We start from the raw sequence: 18,854 nt of genomic DNA, 5'->3' as shown, positions 1-18,854 counted from the left end.
CCCCCCGTTTTTGCGCCGCCCCCCCCCCCCCCCCCCCCCCCCGCCCGGCCTCTAACACCCCGGCCGGGGTTTTGAGGACGAGCGCGTCAGCGCGATCCGGGGGTCCAGGGGGCGGAGCCCCCTGGTTTCGGGAAGGGGCGGGCTTGGGGAGCCCCCGGCAGGGCCCGCGCGGGTCAGCGCAAGGACTTGGCCGGGACCCCGGCTTCCTCCCGCGGCGCGGGCATCGTCGGCTGCCCCTCGCCGGAGGCGCCCCCGCACTCCATCCGCCACGGCAACCGCAGCGCGGCCAACGCCCCCAGAAGCAACAGCCCCGCGCTGACCAGCAGCGTCACATGCAGCCCGTGCACGAAGGAGTCCCGCGCGGCGGCCCGCAGCGCGGCCCCCTGCGCACCCCCGAGCCGGTCGGCGACCTCGTAGGCCTCGCCCAGCGAGTGCCCGGCCGCCGCGCTGTCCGCCGCCGGAACCCCGCGCACGGAGGAGAGACCGGGCGCGTACGCCGCGTTCATGACGCTGCCGAGCAGCGCGATGCCGATGCCCGCGCCGAGCTGGTACGAGGTCTCGCCGATGGCGGCGGCACCGCCCGCCTGGGTCTGCGGCGCCTCGCTGAGCATGGACTCGTACGCCCCGAAGAGCGTGGTCTCCAGGCCGAAGCCGAGCAGTACGAAGCCGGTGAGCAGCAGCGGCGCGTTGTCCTCGCCGCCCATGCCGATGAGCGCGACCACGGCGAGCGCGGTGAGGCAGAACCCGGCGGCGACCATCCGGCGCGGCCCGAAGCGCTGGAGCATCCGGGACCCGGCGAGGCCGGCGGCCATGGCGGCGATCGTGAGCGGGAGCAGCCGCAGGCCGGTCTCCAGCGGCGACAGGCCGAGCACGAGCTGGAGGTACTGGGCGGCGATCAGCTCGAGCCCGACGAGGGCGAGCATCGCGAGCACGATGCAGCCGACGGACGTGCTGAAGGCGGGCCGCGTGAACATGGCCAGGTCCACGAGCGGATGCGTACGCCGCCGCTGCCTGCGGACGAAGGCGAGGAGCAGGCCCGCGCCGAGGACGAGGCAGGCCAGGGTCGTCGAGCCGAGGGGATCCTCGCCGCCGAGCCGTTTGACGCCGAAGACCAGGCCGAAGAGCCCGGCGGCGGCCATCAGCGCGCCCGTCACGTCCCAGGGCCCGTCGCGCTCGCCGGTGGACTCCGGCAGGAGCGCGCGGCCGACGGGCAGGCTGACGAGCATCAGCGGGATGTTGATGAGGAAGACCGAGCCCCACCAGAAGTGCTCGAGCAGGAAGCCGCCGAGCAGCGGCCCGACGGCCGCGCCCACGGCCGCCACCGCGCTCCAGATCCCTATGGCGAGGGCCCGCTCGCGCCGGTCGGGGAAGACCTGGCGCAGGATCGAGAGCGTCGCGGGCATGATCATGGCCCCGCCGACGCCGAGCAGCGCGCGGGCGGCGATGAGGACGTGCGCGGTGTCGGCGATGGCGGCCACGGCCGAGGCGACGCCGAACAGGGCGTAGCCGAGGAGCAGCACGCGTCTGCGCCCGACCCGGTCGCCGAGCGTGCCGAACAGGATGAGCAGCGAGGCGCAGACCAGCGGATAGATGTCCACGATCCACAGCAGCTCGATCGCGCCGGGCTTGAGGTCCTCGGTGACGGCGGGTACGGCGACGTGCAGGACGGTGGCGTCGACGGCGACGAGCAGCAGGCTGACGCAGAGGACGACGAGCACGACCCAGCGGTTGGCACCCGCACCGGGGGTCCGACGGCCGGATGGAGCGGCGGCCGTGGTCGTCCCGGACATGTGCGTACCTCCCAGTGTTCCCTCGCGAATGCGGCCCATCGGGGTGGAGACGTCCCGGTGTGGCGGCTGTGAACGGCGAGTGCCCGTCAGCGTACGCGAGTCCGTCCGCACCGCGCGTGGCGGACCTCTCATGGTTGCCCCCCGACGCTATGGCGTGCGCCACAGGGAAAAAGCCCGTCCGGCGCTTGAGGACGAGGCGCGAAGCGCCAAGGAAGGGGGAAAGGGGCGAAGCCCCATAAGACCCATAAGACCCATAAGAGAGGGGCCCCGGGGCGCGGCCCCGGGCCAGCGCCCCGCCCGGGGATAATCCCCCGGTGACAGATCTTGATCAGCCCTCCGCAGGGGGCGGCACCCCCGCGGGCAGCGGCACCCCCGCCAGAGGCGCCCCCGCCCGCCTCCGCGGTGCAGCGCCCGCGCTGCTCGTGTACGCGGGGGTCCGGGCACTGGGCCTGGCGGTGCTCGCCGCATGGGCGGCCGCGGCGGGCAAGAGCCCGCACACCCTGCTGTCCGCCCGCTGGGACTCGCTCTGGTACACCCGCGTCGCCGAGTTCGGCTACGGCTGGGAGGTGCGGCTGCCGGACGGGAGCGTCCACTCCAACCTGGCGTTCTTCCCGCTGCTGCCCTGGCTGGAGCGGCTGGTGTCGGCCCTCACCCCGCTGTCGTACGCGGACGCGGGCCTGGCGGTGAGCGCGGTCGCGTCGCTCTGCGCGGCCGGGGGGATCTTCGCCGTCGCGGACCACGTCTACGGCCGCCGCGCGGGGGTGTGCGCGGTGGCGCTGTGGGCGGTGCTGCCCGTCGGCGTCGTGCAGTCCATGGCGTACAGCGAGTCGCTGTTCACGGCGCTCGCCGCGTGGTCGCTGTACGCGGTCCTCACCGGGCGGTGGGTGTCGGCGGGTGCCCTCGCCTCGCTGGCGGGGCTGACCCGGCCGGTGGGCGGTGCCGTGGTGCTCGCGCTGTGGGCGGCGGCCGCCCTCGCGGCGCGGCGCCGGGGCCGGGTCGAGCCGCGTCTCGCGCTCGGTGTGCTGCTCGCGCCGCTCGGGGCCGCCGGGTACGTGCTGTGGGTGGGGCACCGCACCGGCGGCGGCCTGTTCGGCTACCTCGACGTGCAGCGGCAGTGGGGCAACGGCTTCGACGGCGGCTACGCCTTCGCCCGGTTCGTCGGCGACAAGTTCACCTCGGTGCCGGGCGCGCTCGCGGGGCTCGGCCTGATCGCCGGGGTGGCGCTGCTGCTGTGGCTGTACGTCCTCGGGGTCCGGCAGCGCCAGCCGCTGCCGCTGCTCGTCTACACGGGCGTCGTGCTGGCGCTGGCCCTGTGCGCCGCGGGCTACTTCGGCTCCAAACCGCGCCTGCTGATGCCCGCCTTCCCGCTCCTGCTGCCCCTGGCGGTGGCCCTCGCCCGCCTGCGGACCTCGCGATCGGCGCTGGTCATCGGAGGTGCGGCCGTGGTCGGCGCGGTGTACGGGGCGTTCTGGCTGAACGGTTCCGGGCCGCCCTGATCACGCCAAGATCACCCATTCAAGATCATTGCGGCGGCGCGCCGGGTGAGCGCCGGGGGAAATCCACACCAGCTCCCGGTGAACCATTTCATAAGGCGGCTAAAACCACCCGACCAATGATCAACGAATTGGGTAAAAGGTCCCCCGCCGAATAGGGATTCCGGCAGGAATAATCCGGGGCCTGAGATCAATGCCACATCACATCGTCATCACAACCCCACCGATTCGACCTGGATGGGCGCTCACTCGCTGTAACGTCGATTGGGTGCGTACCGAACGAAACCTGACCCGTCTGGACCGGCTCTTCGCCCGGCTAGACCGTGAGCCGGAACGGCCGGTTCACCTCGACGAGCCGAGGATGAGCCGGCACAGAGTCGTGCTCCTCGGCTCGACGCTGGGCTTCTATCTCGCCATCGTGGTCGCGGTCCTGACGACGTCCTGGCTCGTCCGGTTCGACTGGCAGGTCATGTTCTTCCGGCCCTACCAGCAGTGGCCCGAGATCCACGGCTTCCTCGACTACTGGGTCGTGCTCGGCCAGCGCGGCCCGACCGCCGTGATGGTCGCGGCCTGGCTGGGCTGGCGCTCCTGGCGCCAGCACACGCTGCGCCCGCTGCTGATGTTCGGTACGGCCCTGCTGCTGCTCAACGCCACGGTGGGCGCGGCCAAGATCGGCATGGGCCGCCTCGGTCCGCACTACGCCACCGTGATCGGCTCGAACGAGATGTGGCAGGGCGGCGATATATTCCCGTCGGGCCACACCGCGAACGCCGTCGTGACCTGGGGCATCCTGGCCTATCTGGCCTCGACGCCGCGCACCCGCCGCTATCTGTCGGCGCTGTCCGCGGTGGTCTCGCTCAGCGTCGGCCTCACCACCGTCTACCTCGGTACGCACTGGCTGAGCGACGTCCTGCTCGGCTGGGCCGCGGGGCTGCTGGTCCTGCTGGCGCTGCCCTGGTTCGAGCCGCTGGCCGCCCGCCTGGAGCCCTGGCTGCTCGGCCTGCGCGACCGCGCCCTCGGCCGCGGCCCGTCCGCCGCCGTCCCGACGCCGTTCCCGGTGCCGGCCCCGGCGCTGGTGCGGCAGCGGACCCCGTCCGGCACCGGCGACCAGCCGTCCGTGCGCGAGCCCGTCGCCGCCGCCCGGCCCCGCACGCCCGCCTACCTCGCCCCGGGCCCGCACACCGCCCGCTGCGAGCGCACCCCGGTGACCCCGACCGGCCCGCGCCGGCCGCCGCACCCGGAGCGGGTCCGCGGCACCTCGGCACGGCCCCTCGCCGGCGGCTGACCCCGCGGGCGCCGCGGGGACGGTACGCACAGCCCCCCGCAGGCCCCCGGCACCACGAAGGCCCCGGCTCCGCCCAGGAGCCGGGGCCTTCGCCGCGTACGGAAGCCGGCGTACGGAAGCCCGCGTACGGACACCCGCGTACGGACACCCGCGTGCGGGGCGCCGCGTGCGGGGCGCCGCGTGCTGCGGCACGGTCCGCGTATGGGTACAGGAGCGACGGGCGGCGGGTGCGCGGGGAGGGGTCAGCCCTTCCAGGAGCGCCGCACGCAGCCGTCCTCGACCTCGAAGTTCAGCCTTCCGGCGAGGTACTCCATCGTGATGAACGTGCCCGGCGGCACCGACCTCACGGTGGTCCAGCCGCGGGCGCGCGCCCGGCTCTCGGCCTCGGCGGCGTCGAGGCCGACGTAGGAGTCCGGGCTGTCCTGGGGTTCGACGGGGGGAGTCGGGATGGGTGCCATGCCCGCCACGGTAGGCGGCCGGGTCGCGGCGCGGAAGGGCCGGCCCGCGCACCATGCGTCACGGATACCTCTCCGGTCACGCTTTTGTCACAGGATCACGACGTGCGTTTCGGTCCGGCTCCGTCACACGTACGAGCGGTTCCGCCCCCGTCCGGGCCGAATTCGGGGCGAACTCCGGCGTTCTCGCGACCGTCTCGCGCCGCCTTCCATAAGCGTCGTCGCCGAGGTGGCGGAGAACCCCGGGAAGGCCTGTGCGAATCCCCGTGAATGCCTTCGCTGGGCCCTTCCGCTTTCCGTTTTCCCGGCCCCGTACGGGAGGTGACGGAGCGGGGGGAATTCATGGTTCCCGTCGTTCGCCGTACCGCGGACCGGAGTGCGCCCCGGCGCGGTCCACCCGTACGCCCCCTGTTGGAGTCCCGGGCACGCGAGCATCATGGCCTGTGCTTCGGGCAGCCCAGGACGCGACGGCGAAGGGGCAAGCGATGGGGACGGAGACGGTGCGGGCGGCGGAGCGTCCGGCGCGGGAGCGGACACCGGGCCGGATCGTCGTCGACTGGCTGACCACCACCGACCACAAGAAGATCGGCCACCTCTATCTGATCACTTCGTTCGTCTTCTTCCTGATCGCCGGGGTGATGGCGCTCCTGATGCGGGCCGAGCTGGCCCGCCCCGGCCTCCAGGTGATGACCAACGAAGAGTTCAACCAGATGTTCACGATGCACGGCACGATCATGCTGCTGCTGTTCGCGACGCCGACGTTCGCGGGCTTCGCCAACGAGATCATGCCGCTCCAGATCGGCGCCCCGGACGTCGCGTTCCCGCGCCTGAACATGTTGTCGTACTGGCTGTTCCTCTTCGGCGGCCTGATGGTGCTCGGCTCGCTGCTCGTGCCGAGCGGGCCCGCGAGCTTCGGCTGGTTCGCCTACGCCCCGCTCAACCGCCTGGAGCACTCCCCCGGCATCGGCGCCGACCTGTGGATCATGGGGCTCGCGCTGTCCGGCTTCGGCACGATCCTCGGCGCGGTGAACTTCCTGACCACCATCATCGGGATGCGGGCGCCGGGCATGACCATGTTCCGGATGCCCATCTTCACCTGGAACGTCCTGTTCACGTCGATCCTCGTGCTGATCGCGTTCCCGGTGCTCGCGGCGGCGCTGCTCGTCCTGGAGGCGGACCGGCGCTTCCACTCCGTGGTCTTCGACGCCCAGTACGGGGGCGCGCTGCTGTGGCAGCACCTCTTCTGGTTCTTCGGGCATCCGGAGGTCTACATCATCGCGCTGCCGTTCTTCGGCATCATCACCGAGATCATCCCGGTGTTCAGCCGGAAGCCGATCTTCGGCTACCTGCCGCTGGTGGGGGCCACCATGGCCATCACCGGCCTGTCGGTGGTCGTGTGGGCGCACCACATGTTCGCGACCGGCGCGGTGCTGCTGCCGTTCTTCTCCTTCATGTCGTTCCTCATCGCGGTGCCGACGGGCGTGAAGTTCTTCAACTGGACCGGGACCATGCTCAAGGGGTCCCTGTCCTTCGAGACGCCGATGCTGTGGGCGACGGGCTTCCTGGTCAGCTTCCTCTTCGGCGGCCTCACCGGGGTGATCCTGGCCTCGCCGCCGCTGGACTTCCACGTCACCGACACGTACTTCGTCGTCGGGCACTTCCACTACGTGGTGTTCGGCACGGTCGTCTTCGCGACGTTCGCGGGCTTCTACTTCTGGTGGCCGAAGTTCACCGGCAAGCTGCTCGACGAGCGGCTCGGCAAGATGCACTTCTGGACGCTGTTCGCCGGCTTCCACGCCACGTTCCTGGTGCACCACTGGCTGGGCGCCGAGGGCATGCCGCGCCGGTACGCCGACTACCTGGACGCGGACGGCTTCACCGCGCTCAACACCCTCTCGACCATCGGCTCGTTCCTGCTCGGCCTGTCCACGCTGCCCTTCCTCTACAACCTTTGGAAGACGGCCAAGTACGGCGAGAAGGTGGAGGTCGACGACCCCTGGGGGTTCGGCCGCTCCCTGGAGTGGGCGACCTCCTGCCCGCCGCCGCGGCACAACTTCGTCACGCTGCCCCGGATCCGCTCGGAGGCCCCGGCGTTCGACCTGCACCATCCGGAGGTGGCGGCGCTGCGGGCGCCGGACGACCAGACGGACCACCCCGGTCCAGGGCCCGGCTCAGGAGATCCCGGGCGGAGCGGATCCGGTCGATGAGCTCCACGGGCTCCACCACCTCGAACTCCAGGCCGAGGAAGAGCACGTGGAAGGCGAGGAACTCCAGGCTCGCCCCGCCCGTGCGCAGCAGGCAGGTGGCCTCGGTCTCGGCCTCCAGGGTGCCGTCCAGCGGCTTCACCCGCCGCTCGGCCTCCTCCAGCGGCACAAGGAGCCGGACGGTGGACTGCTCGGCGTAGGCGCGCGTGGACACGCCCCGGGAGACGTACGCGGCGAGGTCCTCGGCGGGCGGGGTGCGGGGCGCGCAGCGCGGGCCGTGCGGCGGCCGGGGCGTGATCCGGTCCGCGCGGAACGTGCGCCAGTCCCGGCGGTCCAGGTCCCAGGCGACGAGGTACCAGCGGCGCTCGGTGCACACCAGGCGGTGCGGCTCGACGGCGCGGCGGCTGGACGCGCCGCCGTGGTCGCGGTAGTCGAAGCGCAGCCGCTCGGAGTCCCGGCAGACGGCGGCGAGTTCGGTGAGCACGGCGGGGTCGACGGCCTGCTCCCGGGGCGTGTGCAGCATCGGCACCGTGAAGGCGTTCAGCGCGCCGACCCGGCGCCGCAGCCGGCTCGGCAGCACCTGTTCGAGCTTGCCGAGGGCGCGCACCGAACTCTCGCCGATGCCCTCGACGCCCTGCCCGGCGGCGGTGCGCAGGCCCACCGCGACGGCGACGGCCTCGTCGTCGTCGAGCAGCAGCGGGGGCAGCTGGGCCCCCGCGCCGAGCTGGTAGCCGCCGCCGGTGCCGGGGCTCGCGTTGACGGGGTAGCCGAGCTCGCGCAGCCGGTCCACGTCGCGGCGGACCGTGCGCGGGGTCACGCCGAGGCGTTCGGCGAGGTCCGCGCCCGACCACTCCCGGTGGGCCTGGAGCAGCGAGAGCAGCCGTAGCAGTCGTGCGGAAGTCTCCAACATGGAGGTGATTCTGCCGCCCCTTGCGGACCGCTACGGTCCTCGATCCCCCGGACCGCTACGGCCCTCGATCTCCGGAGCCCGGGTCAGCCGGACGCCTGCCGCACCATGACCGACAGGTCGTTGTCGGCCGTGTAGTACGGGCCCGCCTCGACCCGGCCGGTCCCGGCGGTGAGCGCCGTCACCGGGTAGGTGAAGATCGGCTTCTTGTCGGCGACGTCGTCGAGCAGCCGGGCCAGGCGCACCCGGGGCCCCTCGTCCCCGTCCGGCAGCAGCCACAGGTCCCAGGGACCGTGCCCGTCGGCGAGGTCGGCGTACGGCAGGCGGAAGGTGAACTCCGGCCCCTGCGCGGTCACGTCGGCGCGCACCACGCGCTCGGGCCCGGTGCGGAACACCGCCTCGACGCGCGCGCCGGCCCCGAGGGCGGTGCCGTACACGCGGCCGTGCGCGGTGAGGCCGTCGGCGGCGATGTCCAGCTCGCCCGCCTCGGCGTGCGGCGCCCGCGTCCAGGCGCGCACGGAGAGGTTGCCCTGCTTGGTGACGTAGGGGATGCGGACGAAGACGTGGCCGCGGCTGCCGCTCGGCACCCGGTCGACCAGCGAGCGCAGGTCGTTGAGGCCCGGCAGCAGGCGGCGCGGCTCCTCGCCGTCCACCTCGGCGTAGGCGTTCCAGCGGCCCTCGGCCAGCTCGACGCTGCTGGGCAGCGCGGCGCGCAGCCGCCCGTCGGCGGCGGGCGTCAGCGGCAGCCGCACCTCGGCGGCGGGCTCGGAGTCGCGCAGCCGCAGCAGCAGGTGGGCGGCGCCCTCGCCGCCGGGGTCGGTGATGTCGAAGGTGAGACCGCCCGCGGAGTCGGCGATGCAGTCCGCGCGCGGTGGCTGCGGCTGGTCGTGGCCCTGTCCGGCCGCGCGTGCTTCGTCGGTACCGAGGGTGTCCCGGGTGGACACGGCCGTCATGCCAAGCGCCCCTTCGTCGGTGCGGTTCTTCCGGCGTCCCGTACGGCGTACGCGCCGCTGAGCAGGACGCCCCTGGCGCGGTGCATCGAGCCGCGCATCCGGCCGCCCAGCGATCCGTCGCGCTGGAGCATGCCGCCGAACATCGTCTCGTAGCGCTCGGCGATGCGTGCCGGGTCGAAGCGTTCGGAGTCCTTGAGCGCGGCACTCGCCATCCGGCGGCGCAGCGCGTCGTCGTTGATGAGTTCGAGCAGTCCCCCGGCGATGGCGTCGGGGTTGCCGACCTCCACCAGGCGGCCGTCGACGCCGTTGTCGATGATCTCGCCGGGGCCGTGCGGGCAGTCGGTGGCCACGACGGGCAGGCCGCAGCGCATCGCCTCGACGATCGTCATGCCGAACGACTCCAGGCTGGAGCTGACGGCCGCTATGGAGCCCTTGGCCCACTCGGGCTCGATGGGGTGGGCGGGACCCATGAGGAACACGTGGTTGTACAGGCCGAGGTCGTCGATCAGGCGGCGCAGCTTGTCCTTCTGCTTGCCGCCGCCGTAGATCCGCAGGCGCCAGTCGGGGCGCTCCCTGCGCACCTTGTCGAAGGCCCGGATCAGCAGGTCGTACCGCTTGACGGGGGCGAGCCGGCCGGCGGCGACGACCCACTTGTGGGAGCCGTCGGCGGGCTCGACGGCGGGGGCGGGCACCGGGTTGGGCACGGCCTGGACGTGCACGCCGGGCAGTCGCATCCGCTTGCGGTAGGCGCGCGCGTCGGCCTCGGTCGTCGTGGTCAGGACGTCGAGGCGCGGGTAGACGCTGCGGAGCTGGAGCTTCAGCTCCCGCGAGTGGCTGTCGAGGGTGAGGTGCTCCTGGCCGACGCGCAGCACGCCGCGCCGGGTCTGGCGGGCGACGTGCACGTTCAGGCCGGGCCGGGTGCCGACGACGACGTCCGCGTCGAGGGAGGCGAGGTGGGCCGCTATCCGCTCGTCGGTGAGGGCGCTGTACTGCGCGTAGCGGCCCTCGGCGCGCGGGAAGACCGTGGCCGGGGTCTTGTAGGCCGCGGTGTCGCCCTCGTAGCCGGGGCTGTCCTTGCGGATGTCGACGAGGTGGCGCAGCCTGATCCGCGGGTCGGGCGTGAAGACCGGGTCCTCGCGGTGGCGGAACACCGACACGATCTCCACGTCGTGCTGCTCGGCGAGCGTGTTCGCCAAGTTGTACGTCGTCCGGATCGTCCCTCCGATCCCGTACGCGTTGTGAATCAGGAAAGAGATATGCATACGTCCCCGTATCCAGCGCTTGCTCGTGGACAGTCCGTCTCGTCCGTCTACCGAGGGGTTAGACGGCGATCCAGGGCCAAAGGTTGGGTCCATATCCCGCCTTGTTCCCGAACTGCTGCGCGACAGCAGTGCGGAAGGGGGAACTCCGTGACTGGTACACCGGTCATGGCTGGTAGGAGAGCTGTGGTACGTCGAAACAGGTGCGGTTCATGTCGCCCTGTGTGACCCAGCCCTCATCGTCCTTCCAGCGTGCCACGGACACGCAGGTCCGGCGGCTCGTGGGCGGTTCGGCCGACTTCTCGTACGTGACGGGGAGCAGCAGCCCGTCGGCGTCGTAGGGCTCGCCGCGGCTCATGAAGCGGTCCACGCAGGCGCGGGTGACCTCGCCCCCGGAGGCCGCGCAGGAGCGGGCCGCGTCCGTGAACCACATCGCGGCGGCCCAGCCCTCGAGCTGCCACTGGGAGAGCGAGCCCTCCCCCTTCCCGGCCTTCTTCATGCCCGCGCGGAACGCGCGCACCGCCGGGTGGCCGGTGTCCTCGTAGTTGCGGCTGGAACCCGTCGCCCACAGCGCGTTGCGGCAGCGCGGCGCGTCCTTGTAGTCCTCGGGGACCGAGGATGACCAGTTCTGTACGTTCGTGACCTTCGCGGTGACCTCGGCGCCCACGTCGTCCATCGCCGCGCACAACCGCGCGTTGCCGTGCGTGTCCATCGCGTCGAAGACCAGGTCGGCGCCCCGGTCCTTGAGGTCGGCGGCGGCGGCCCGGAAGTTCGGCAGGGCGAAGTCGACCTGCTCGGTGACCACCTCGTAGCCCTCCCGTTCCAGGCCGCGCCTCACCAGCCGGGCGTACGCCGCCGACGCGGCCTGGTTGTAGGAGACGACGGCGGCGGTGCGGGCCCCGTGCGCGCGCTTGAAGTAGCGGTAGACCTCCGTGCCGCCGTACAGCCTGCCGTCCCAGCCCGCCTCGCCGTCGCGCGGCGCCGAGCTGCCGTAGATCCCGTACAGGTGCGGGTAGGTGTCGTACGCGGCGCCGATCGGCTGGCCGCCGATGTCGGGCACCCCCGCCTCGGACACCCGGGGCGCGCCCGCGTAGTCGAGCACGGTGGTGGCCACCAGGGCGACGACCTTCTTCTCGTCGAGCAGCTTGTGCACGCAGTCGTTGTTGCCGACGCCGCTGCCGCCGTCGTCGCAGGTGTGCACCTCGACCTTCCGGCCGCCGACGCCGCCGCGCTCGTTCAGATGGTCGAAGTACGCCCGGGCGCCGTCGCGGGGCCCGGTGAAGGCGGAGCCGCCGACCGGGCTGGTGGCGCTGGTGAGGACGCCGACCCGGACGGGCGGGCCGCCCCGGTCGGGTGCCGCGCCGGTCGCGCGGCGCTCGAAGTCGCTCTCCGGCAGGCGGCTGCCGCAGCCGGCGCCCGCCAGGAGCGCCGTCAGGGCGAGCGCCGCGCCGAGTGTCCGCGGCCGGACCAAGGCTCAGCAGCCCGGACCCGGCGACGCGTTGCCGCTCAGCTTCACGAGCGCGCACAGCGTCTTGACGGAGACCTTCCAGGTGTCGTCCTGGCGGACGGCGGTACCGCTCGCGTCCGGCAGCGCGGTCGCGCCCTTCAGGGTCAGCGCGTACGTCACGTCGGCCTCGGTGGCCGAGACGAACTCGACGTCGGCGACCTGCGCCCGCACCTGCTTCCCGCGCTCGTCGCCGCTGAAGCTCCGCAGGACCTGCCGCATCCTGGCGCCGTCCTGGAGGACGGACTCCTTGTCCTTGAGGGACACGGCCGGGTCGAAGAACTTCTCCCAGTTCGCCCGGACCTCGCTCTCGGCGGCCTTCGGGTCGGCCGGCCGGGCGGCCTCCTCGGGGCTGCTCGACGTCACGGACGGCTGCGGCGGCGGGCTGCCGCTGTCGTCGTCCCCGCTGTCGTCACCGCAGGCCACGGCGGCCGGCGCGAGCAGCAGGACCGCGGCGGCCGCCAGCGCCGCGCTCCGTACCCTCCCCCGCCGAAGATCGCTCCCCCGCCTGGGGTCGGTCCAGAGAACCATCTGGCTCACCACCGGGTGTCGGACCGGGCGAAGAGCGCCCGGTGCTTTCAGGGTCAGCTTCCAGAAGGCATAGTGCAAGCCATCGGCTGCCATGAACAGACCCAGCGGACGCCTGTTCAGCACCGGCGCCCCGGCTCGCACCGGTCGCCCCGGGGGCCGGTGCGACGACCAACCGACGTCTCCCAGGGGGCCTGGATGCGGGCGGCAAGGACGGACCGGACCACTGGCTCGGCGCAGGCCGCCGCTCCCGCGCCGGGGACGGACGCCTCCCCCGCCGCCCGCGCCGCCGCCTCCCGCGCGGCCCGGCTGCGGGGCGTGCACCCGATGCTCTGGGCGGCCTTCGCCGCGCTCGCCACCGGCGCGGTGCTGTGCGTCATCGGCTGGTACGGCGTCTCCGGCGAGCGCTTCGCCGAACGGCAGCTGCCCTACCTCGCCTCCTGCACGGTGCCCGGCGCCGCGCTGATCGTGGCGGGCGCGGTGCTCCTCGCCCACGGCCGCGGCGCCCTCGCGACGTCCCGGGTGGAGGAGCTGTACGCCCTGCTCGTCACCGCCGAGGGCCAGGACCCGGCGGCCGCGGGGGCCGAACGGGTGAGCGCCCCGGTGGCCACGAGCGACGAGCTGCGGGCCCTGCCCGGCGGGACGCTGTGGCACCGCGCCGACTGCCCCCTGGTCGCGGGCAAGCCCGGCGCGACCACCGTCGACCCCGCGGCCCCGGCGGACGGCGGCCTGACCCCGTGCCCGGTCTGCGTGCCGCCCGGCCCGGCGGCCGACGAGCCCCCGGAGGCCTGAGCCGGTGTCCTCCCTGAGCTACGACCTCACCCTGGCCGGGCTCTCCGTCGGCAGCGCCGCCGCCCTCACCGGCATCGGCCTGGTCGTCACCCACCGCGCGACGGGCGTGCTCAACTTCGCGCACGGCGCGATCGCCATGGTCTGCGCCTATCTGCTGCGCCAGCTCACCGTCGAGTGGGGCTGGCCGCTGCCGCTCGCCGCCGCGCTGACGCTCCTCGTCGTGGCCCCCGCCATCGGCCTGGTCCTCGAACGCGCCGTCTTCCGTCCGCTCGCCGTCCTCGGCGGCGACCCGGCGCAGACCCTGGTCGCCTCGATCGGCGTGTTCGTCCTGCTCGTCGGCGGGGCCGCGCTGGTCTGGGGGCAGGGCGCGCGGGCGGACGCGCCGACGCTGCTCCCCGCCGAACCCTGGGGCCAGCTCGCGGTCGCCGTGGCGCTCGCGCTCGCCGTGGGGGCGGTCACCCGCTTCACCCGCTTCGGCGGACAGCTGCGCGCCGTGGTCGACGACCGTCGCCTCGCGGTGCTCGCCGGGATCGACGCGGACCGGGTCGCGGCGGCGGGCTGGGCGTTCGGCTCCTTCACGGCGGGCCTGACCGGCGTGCTCCTCGCCCCGTACGTCCGCCTCGACCCGTACGGACTGCCGCTGCTCGTCATGGAGGTGGTGGCCGTCGCGGTGGCGGCCCGGATGCGGAACCTGCCGGTGGCGGTCGTCGTGGCCCTCGGCGTGGGCGTCGCGCAGAGCCAGCTCACGCGGCTGCACCCGTCCGGGTGGGGCGAGCCCCTGCTCCAGGCGGTCGGCGCGAACCTCTTCGTCGTCGCCCTGCTCGTCGCCGCGCTCGTCCTGCCCGGCGTGGGCACCGGCGACGCCCTGCCCCGCACGGCCACCGCCCGGGTCCCGACCCCGGCGGGCGCGTGGATAGTGGCCGTGGTCCTCTTCCTGCTGCCGCTCGGCCTCGCGGGCCCCGACCTCACCACGTCCGTCCAGGTCCCCGCCCTCGGCGTCATCCTGCTCTCCCTCGTCGTCGTCACCGGCCGGGGCGGGCAGATCTCCCTCGGCCAGGCGGCGTACGCGGGCCTGGGAGCCCTGTTCACCGCGCTTCTGGTGAACGGCCGCTTCCCCGGGCTTCCGGAGCTGCCCGCGCTCGCGGCGCTCGCGGTCGCCGTGCTGCTGGTCGCGCCGCTCGGCCTGCTCACCGGCTGGCCCGCGATCAGCCGCCACGGCCTGGCGCTCGCCCTCGCGACGTTCGCGGTCGGGGTCGGCGTCAGCCGCTTCGTGTTCGCGCAGCCGTACGCGACCTCGGGCCTCACCCTGGGGCGGCCCGCGGGCCTCACCGGCGACCGCGCGTACTACCTCTTCGAACTGGCCCTGCTCGGCGGCGCCCTGCTGCTCGTGGCGGCGCTGCGCCGGGGCCGCACCGGGCGGGCGCTCGCCGCGATGCGCGACCACGAGGCCGGTGCGGCGGCGGCCGGGGTCGCGGTGCGCGGCCTGAAGCTCGCCGCGTTCGTCGTCGGGGCGGCGCTCGCCGCCCTGGGCGGCGGGATGCTCGGCATGGGGCTGCGGGCCTTCGACCCCGCGGCGTACGACCCCGTGCGCGGGCTGCTGTGGTTCGCGGCGGTGGTCGTGCTGGGCGCCGACAGCCTGCTCGGGGCGCTGCTCGCGGCGGCACTCCTCGTCGGCCTCGACGCGGGGACCCGGGGCGGCGTCGCCGCGGCCGTGATCGGGGTGCTGGCCATCCTCGTCGGGCGCTTCCCCGGGGGGCCGTACGAGGCGCTGCGCGCGGCGACGCGGGGGCTGCGGCGCCGACCGCGGCTCACGCCCCTCGGCGCCCGGGTCCGGACCGCCCTGGCCACCGGCGCGGCACCCGGTGCTGCCTTGGCTGCGGCTGCGGCTCCGGCTCCGGCTCCGGCTCCGGCTCCGGCGCATGGTGCGGGTCGCGCGGAGCCGCGCCCGCCCTGCCCCGCGCCTCCGGCCCCAGTCGACGAGCAGGGCGGAAACCTCGCAGGCAGCAAGGCGGCGCCGGCACGCGGCGGCGCCCCGTCGGCGCCTGGGCGTCCGCCCGGCAGCAGCGCCGTCCGGCGGCGGCACGGCGGGGAGCACGTCCTCGCCGCGCACCACCTGTGGCTCACGTACGGGCACTACACCGCTCTGCGCGACGTGTCGCTCGTGGTGGCCCCCGGCCGGGTGACCGCCGTCGTCGGGCCCAACGGCGCGGGCAAGAGCAGCCTCTTCCACTGCCTGGCCGGGACGGTGCGGCCCGACCGCGGGCGGATCACCTTCGGCGACCGCGACCTCACCCGGCTCCCGGCCCACGCGCGCACCCGCGCGGGCGTCGCCCGGACCTTCCAGCAACTGGCGGTCTTCCCCACGCTGACCGTCGCCGACAACGTACGCGTCGGCGCCGAGCAGGGCCGGGTGCGCGACGCGGCGGCGCTGGACCGGGCGCTGCGCCTGTTCGGCCTCGAAGCCGTACGGGACCGCCCCGCCGCCGGGCTGCCGACCGGCACGCTGCGCCGCGTCGAGCTGGCCCGGGCGCTCGCCGGCGACCCGCACGTGCTGCTCCTCGACGAGCCCGCGGCGGGCCTGGACACGGCGGAGGTGACGGCGCTGGCCACCGTCCTGCGGGCGCTCGCGGCGGACGGCACCGCCCTGCTCGTCGTCGAGCACGACCTGGACCTGGTGGCGGGCCTCGCCGACACCGTGCACGTCCTCACGGCGGGCCGCGTCACCGCCTCCGGCCCGGCGGAGCGCGTCCTGCGCGACATCCGCCCGGGGAACGGCGCCCGATGACCCCGGCCCGCCCCCGCCTCCTGGAACTGCGCGCCGCCCGCGTCCGCTACGGCCCGCTGGAGGCCCTGCACGGCGTCAGCCTCGCCGCCCCCGCCCCGGGCCTGACGGTCCTGCTCGGCCGCAACGGCTCCGGCCGCACCACCGCGCTGCGCGCCCTCGCCGGGGCCGTCCCGCTGTCCGGGGGGGCCGTCGTGTGGGAGGGCGCGGACGTCACCCGGCTCCGGGCGTACGAACGCGCCCGCCGCGGCCTGTGCTTCGTGCCGGACCGGCAGGCCGTCTTCGGCACGCTCACGGTCCGCGAGAACCTCGAACTGGCCCACGCCCGGGGCGACGTCACCGCGGCGCTGGAGGCCTACCCGGAGCTGCGCCCGCTCCTGGCGCGCCGCGCGGGCACCCTGTCGGGCGGCGAGCAGCGCATGCTGGCCCTGTCCCGCGCCCTGCTCTCCGGCGCGCGCGCCGTCCTCGCCGACGAGCCCACGCAGGGCATGTCCCCGGCCGTCGCCGCCCGTACGCACGCGCTGCTCGGCGGCCTGGACGCGTGCGTGGTCGTCGCCGAGCAACGACTGCCGCCCGGCCTGCGCGCACGCGCGGACCGGGCGGTGGTGGTGTACGAACTGAGCCGCGGCGAGGTCGTGTTCCGCGGCGAGGCCACGGAACACGCCACCCGCCCGAACGGCCCGGTCAGCCGCCCGGCGCCGTGACGGACGGCTGCGGTGCCGAAGGCTCTGGGACCGAGGGCCGCGCGGCGGGCGCCGTGGCGGAGGGCTCCGGGGCGGACGGCTCCGGGGCAGGCGGTTGCGGGGCGGGGGGGTGCGAGGCGGGAGGTTGCGGGGCGGAGGGCTGAGAGGCAGAGGGCTGAGAGGCGGGAGCCTGCGGGGCTGGCGGCTCCGGGGCTGGCGGCTCCGGGACGGGCGGCTTCGTACCGGGCGGCTGGGGCTGCGGGCGCGGCTTCGGCCCCGACGGCTTCGTCCCCGACGGCTGCGGAACGGACGGCTGCGGACTGGGCTTCGCACCAGTCGGCTTCGGCCCGGACGGCTTCGCTCCCGACAGCTTCGCACCCGGCGGTTCCGTCTCCGAGGGCTTCGTACCGGAGGGCTTTGTACCGGGCGGCGTCGTGCTCGGCGGTTTCATACCGGGCGGCTTCGTACTCGACGGCTTCGTACCGGGCGGCGTCGTGCTCGACGGCGTCGTGCTCGACGGCTTCGTGCTCGACGGCTTCGTGCTCGGCGGCTTCGTGCTCGACGGCTTCGTACCGGACGGCTTCGTGTCCGACGGCTGCGGCACCACGAGCACCGTGCCCACTTCGAGCCGGTCCGGGGCCGGTCCGACCGCCTGCCGGTTGGCGGCGTACAGCGCCTGCCAGCCGCCCTGCACCCGGTACCGCCGGGCCAGGGAGGCCAGGGTCTCGCCCGGCCGCACGACGTGGGTGCGCCCCTCCGGCGGGAGCGCGAGGTGGTCGAGCCCCGCCTGGCGCACCTTGCGGGAGCAGACGGGCCAGGCGCCCCAGCCCTGGTGGCGCAGCACCTCCCGGGCGACCACGATCTGCTCCTCCCGGGTGGCGAGGTCCGCGCGCGGCGCGTAGGCGAGCCCGCCGAACGCCACCCAGGTGGACTGCTTGAACTGGAGCCCGCCGTAGAAGCCGTTGCCGGTGTTGATGTGCCACCGGCCACCGCTCTCGCACTCGGCGAGGCAGTCCCACGGGTCGTCCCCGGGCGAGCAGGCGGCTGCGTACGCGGGGGCGGCCGGGGCCCGCGGCGGTGACGGGGGCGCGGCTTCGGCGGAGGCGGCGGCCGGGGGCCCCGCCAGGGACAGGGCCGCGGCGGCGAGCAGGGCCGCGAACCAGGGACGCCGGGGCGATGCCGGCCGGGTCCGGGCCGGGCGCGCCGGCGGCGGACACGCCGGCATCGGGTGCGTCGAGTACATCGGGCCACGCTACGAGCGGGCCCGCGCGCCTCCCGGCGGTGCCGCGCCGCCCCGCGCGTGGCCCCACCCGGTCGGCGGACGACCAGGTGGGGCCGGGTGCGGGTCCCCGGTACGGCCGGGGCGGGGAGGCGGCCCGGCGGGTCAGACCACCAGGCGCTGCCCCGGCACGATGACGTCGGGGTCGCCGCCGATGACGCCCAGGTTGGCGGCGTGCAGCCGCTGCCAGCTCACGCCGTGCGCGGCGGCGACGCGGCTGAGCGTGTCGCCCTGGCGCACGACGTAGGTCCCGGTGCCGCGCGTGGTGCCGCGTCCTGCCTGGTCGGGCGCGGGGTACGCGGGCCGCTGCTCGGCGGCCCGGGGCGCGGACCGCGGAGCCGCCTGCCGCGCGGCGGGCTCGGGCGCGGCCTGGGGTGCCGCCTGGGGCGCGGCCGCGCCGGGGGCCGCCCCGGAGGCACCCGCCCGTGCCGAGCACGAGGGCCAGGCGCCCCAGCCCTGGGTGCGCTGGACCTTCGCCGCCACGGCGATCTGCTGGGCCTTGGAGGCCTGGGCGGCGGTGGGCGCGTAGGCCGTGCCGCCGTACGCCCGCCAGGTGGAGGCGGAGAACTGGAGTCCGCCGGAGTAGCCGTTGCCGGTGTTGATCTGCCAGTTGCCGCCGCTCTCGCAGCGGGCGATCCGGTCCCACACTCCGCCGTCCGCCGCGGCCTGGCCGGCCGTGGCGAGCAGGCCCAGCGGGGCGAGGAGCGCGGCGCCGCCGAGCACTGCCGTCCTGCGAATGTTCCTGGGACGTTCGGACATGGATCTCCCTCTCGGAGGACCCGGGTTCCCCCGGGCTCCGCGGGCCCCGTACGCGTCCGGCGCCGGGGTCCCGCCGAGCCCCGCCCGCCGTCGCGTTGTGACGCTGCCGCGCCTGCGGTGCCGCGGTTGCGGCGCCGTGACCGGCGCGACCGGCGGACGTACCCGAGCGGTGCTCACTGCA

At 74.8% G+C, this 18,854-nt stretch carries 14 protein-coding genes and 1 pseudogene; 6 read left to right on the top strand and 9 right to left on the bottom strand.

Annotated elements, in window-relative coordinates; genetic code table 11:
* Nucleotides 1-173: 173 nt before the first annotated feature.
* Nucleotides 174-1,790: an MFS transporter gene (locus tag QK440_RS27545; protein WP_282795927.1), complete on the bottom strand. Its 1,617-nt coding sequence runs from the start codon at nucleotides 1,788-1,790 to the stop codon at nucleotides 174-176.
* Between the two features lie 416 nt (nucleotides 1,791-2,206).
* Here QK440_RS27545 and QK440_RS27540 point away from each other — a divergent pair, with 416 nt between their 5' ends.
* Together QK440_RS27540 and QK440_RS27535 are read left to right on the top strand one after the other, a co-directional pair.
* Entirely contained in the window at nucleotides 2,207-3,286 is a 1,080-nt protein-coding gene (locus QK440_RS27540; RefSeq protein WP_282795932.1) for a glycosyltransferase family 39 protein, read from the top strand.
* Nucleotides 3,287-3,551: 265 nt separating this feature from the next.
* Nucleotides 3,552-4,568: a phosphatase PAP2 family protein gene (locus QK440_RS27535; RefSeq protein WP_282795926.1), complete on the top strand. Its 1,017-nt coding sequence runs from the start codon at nucleotides 3,552-3,554 to the stop codon at nucleotides 4,566-4,568.
* A gap of 242 nt (nucleotides 4,569-4,810) precedes the next feature.
* Here QK440_RS27535 and QK440_RS27530 read toward each other — a convergent pair whose 3' ends face one another.
* Nucleotides 4,811-5,026, bottom strand: a complete 216-nt coding sequence (locus tag QK440_RS27530) for an I78 family peptidase inhibitor (RefSeq protein WP_282795925.1) — start codon at nucleotides 5,024-5,026, stop codon at nucleotides 4,811-4,813.
* 482 nt (nucleotides 5,027-5,508) lie between these two features.
* Between QK440_RS27530 and ctaD the strand changes: the two are divergent.
* A pseudogene (gene ctaD / locus QK440_RS27525) lies at nucleotides 5,509-7,149 on the top strand (cytochrome c oxidase subunit I); the annotation flags it as partial.
* Here the strand turns inward: ctaD and QK440_RS27520 are convergent.
* From QK440_RS27520 to QK440_RS27500, 5 genes are all read right to left on the bottom strand, one after another.
* Nucleotides 7,082-8,137, bottom strand: a complete 1,056-nt coding sequence (locus QK440_RS27520) for a YafY family protein (protein WP_282795924.1) — start codon at nucleotides 8,135-8,137, stop codon at nucleotides 7,082-7,084. The pseudogene ctaD and the gene QK440_RS27520 sit on opposite strands and share 68 nt — an antisense overlap.
* A gap of 83 nt (nucleotides 8,138-8,220) precedes the next feature.
* Nucleotides 8,221-9,087: a hypothetical protein gene (locus QK440_RS27515; RefSeq protein WP_282795923.1), complete on the bottom strand. Its 867-nt coding sequence runs from the start codon at nucleotides 9,085-9,087 to the stop codon at nucleotides 8,221-8,223.
* Entirely contained in the window at nucleotides 9,084-10,349 is a 1,266-nt protein-coding gene (locus QK440_RS27510) for a glycosyltransferase family 4 protein (RefSeq protein WP_282795922.1), read from the bottom strand. The genes QK440_RS27515 and QK440_RS27510 overlap by 4 nt, the downstream gene beginning before the upstream one ends.
* 163 nt (nucleotides 10,350-10,512) lie before the next feature.
* A complete protein-coding gene (locus tag QK440_RS27505) occupies nucleotides 10,513-11,817 on the bottom strand; it encodes an ABC transporter substrate-binding protein (RefSeq protein WP_282795921.1) in 1,305 nt (434 codons plus the stop codon).
* Between the two features lie 3 nt (nucleotides 11,818-11,820).
* Nucleotides 11,821-12,381 (bottom strand): hypothetical protein, encoded by a 561-nt coding sequence (locus QK440_RS27500; RefSeq protein WP_282795920.1) that lies wholly within the window; start codon nucleotides 12,379-12,381, stop codon nucleotides 11,821-11,823.
* 324 nt (nucleotides 12,382-12,705) lie between these two features.
* On the opposite strand from QK440_RS27500, the gene QK440_RS27495 reads away from it, so the two are divergent.
* The 3 genes from QK440_RS27495 to QK440_RS27485 are packed head-to-tail and all read left to right on the top strand — an operon-like array spanning nucleotide 12,706 to nucleotide 16,656.
* Complete coding sequence (locus QK440_RS27495) at nucleotides 12,706-13,170, top strand: hypothetical protein (protein ID WP_282795931.1); 465 nt, start codon at nucleotides 12,706-12,708, stop codon at nucleotides 13,168-13,170.
* Between the two features lie 4 nt (nucleotides 13,171-13,174).
* Nucleotides 13,175-15,955 (top strand): ATP-binding cassette domain-containing protein, encoded by a 2,781-nt coding sequence (locus QK440_RS27490; protein ID WP_282795919.1) that lies wholly within the window; start codon nucleotides 13,175-13,177, stop codon nucleotides 15,953-15,955.
* Nucleotides 15,952-16,656: an ATP-binding cassette domain-containing protein gene (locus tag QK440_RS27485; protein WP_282795918.1), complete on the top strand. Its 705-nt coding sequence runs from the start codon at nucleotides 15,952-15,954 to the stop codon at nucleotides 16,654-16,656. Before QK440_RS27490 ends, QK440_RS27485 begins: the two co-directional genes overlap by 4 nt.
* Here the strand turns inward: QK440_RS27485 and QK440_RS41470 are convergent.
* Nucleotides 16,637-17,878 carry a transglycosylase family protein gene (locus QK440_RS41470; protein ID WP_349239324.1) on the bottom strand — a complete coding sequence of 414 codons (1,242 nt, stop codon included), beginning with the start codon at nucleotides 17,876-17,878 and terminating at the stop codon, nucleotides 16,637-16,639. The genes QK440_RS27485 and QK440_RS41470 overlap by 20 nt on opposite strands.
* A gap of 141 nt (nucleotides 17,879-18,019) precedes the next feature.
* Entirely contained in the window at nucleotides 18,020-18,673 is a 654-nt protein-coding gene (locus QK440_RS27475; RefSeq protein ID WP_282795917.1) for a transglycosylase family protein, read from the bottom strand.
* Nucleotides 18,674-18,854 lie beyond the last annotated feature (181 nt).

It is taken from the genome of Streptomyces sp. CC224B (assembly GCF_030010595.1).
GTDB lineage: Bacteria > Actinomycetota > Actinomycetes > Streptomycetales > Streptomycetaceae > Streptomyces > Streptomyces longispororuber.
The sequence above is the reverse complement of the archived record's forward strand: the minus strand, read 5'-3'. Positions and strand labels throughout refer to the sequence as shown.

Excerpts from the sequence above, each read along its gene's own strand:
- QK440_RS27545 (WP_282795927.1), bottom strand. The coding sequence starts at position 1,790 with ATGTCCGGGACGACCACGGCCGCCGCTCCATCCGGCCGTCGGACCCCC.
- QK440_RS27530 (WP_282795925.1), bottom strand. The coding sequence starts at position 5,026 with ATGGCACCCATCCCGACTCCCCCCGTCGAACCCCAGGACAGCCCGGAC.
- QK440_RS27520 (WP_282795924.1), bottom strand. The coding sequence starts at position 8,137 with ATGTTGGAGACTTCCGCACGACTGCTACGGCTGCTCTCGCTGCTCCAG.
- QK440_RS27515 (WP_282795923.1), bottom strand. The coding sequence starts at position 9,087 with ATGACGGCCGTGTCCACCCGGGACACCCTCGGTACCGACGAAGCACGC.
- QK440_RS27510 (WP_282795922.1), bottom strand. The coding sequence starts at position 10,349 with ATGCATATCTCTTTCCTGATTCACAACGCGTACGGGATCGGAGGGACG.
- QK440_RS27500 (WP_282795920.1), bottom strand. The coding sequence starts at position 12,381 with ATGGTTCTCTGGACCGACCCCAGGCGGGGGAGCGATCTTCGGCGGGGG.
- QK440_RS27495 (WP_282795931.1), top strand. The coding sequence starts at position 12,706 with ATGCTCTGGGCGGCCTTCGCCGCGCTCGCCACCGGCGCGGTGCTGTGC.
- QK440_RS27485 (WP_282795918.1), top strand. The coding sequence starts at position 15,952 with ATGACCCCGGCCCGCCCCCGCCTCCTGGAACTGCGCGCCGCCCGCGTC.
- QK440_RS41470 (WP_349239324.1), bottom strand. The coding sequence starts at position 17,878 with ATGTACTCGACGCACCCGATGCCGGCGTGTCCGCCGCCGGCGCGCCCG.
- QK440_RS27475 (WP_282795917.1), bottom strand. The coding sequence starts at position 18,673 with ATGTCCGAACGTCCCAGGAACATTCGCAGGACGGCAGTGCTCGGCGGC.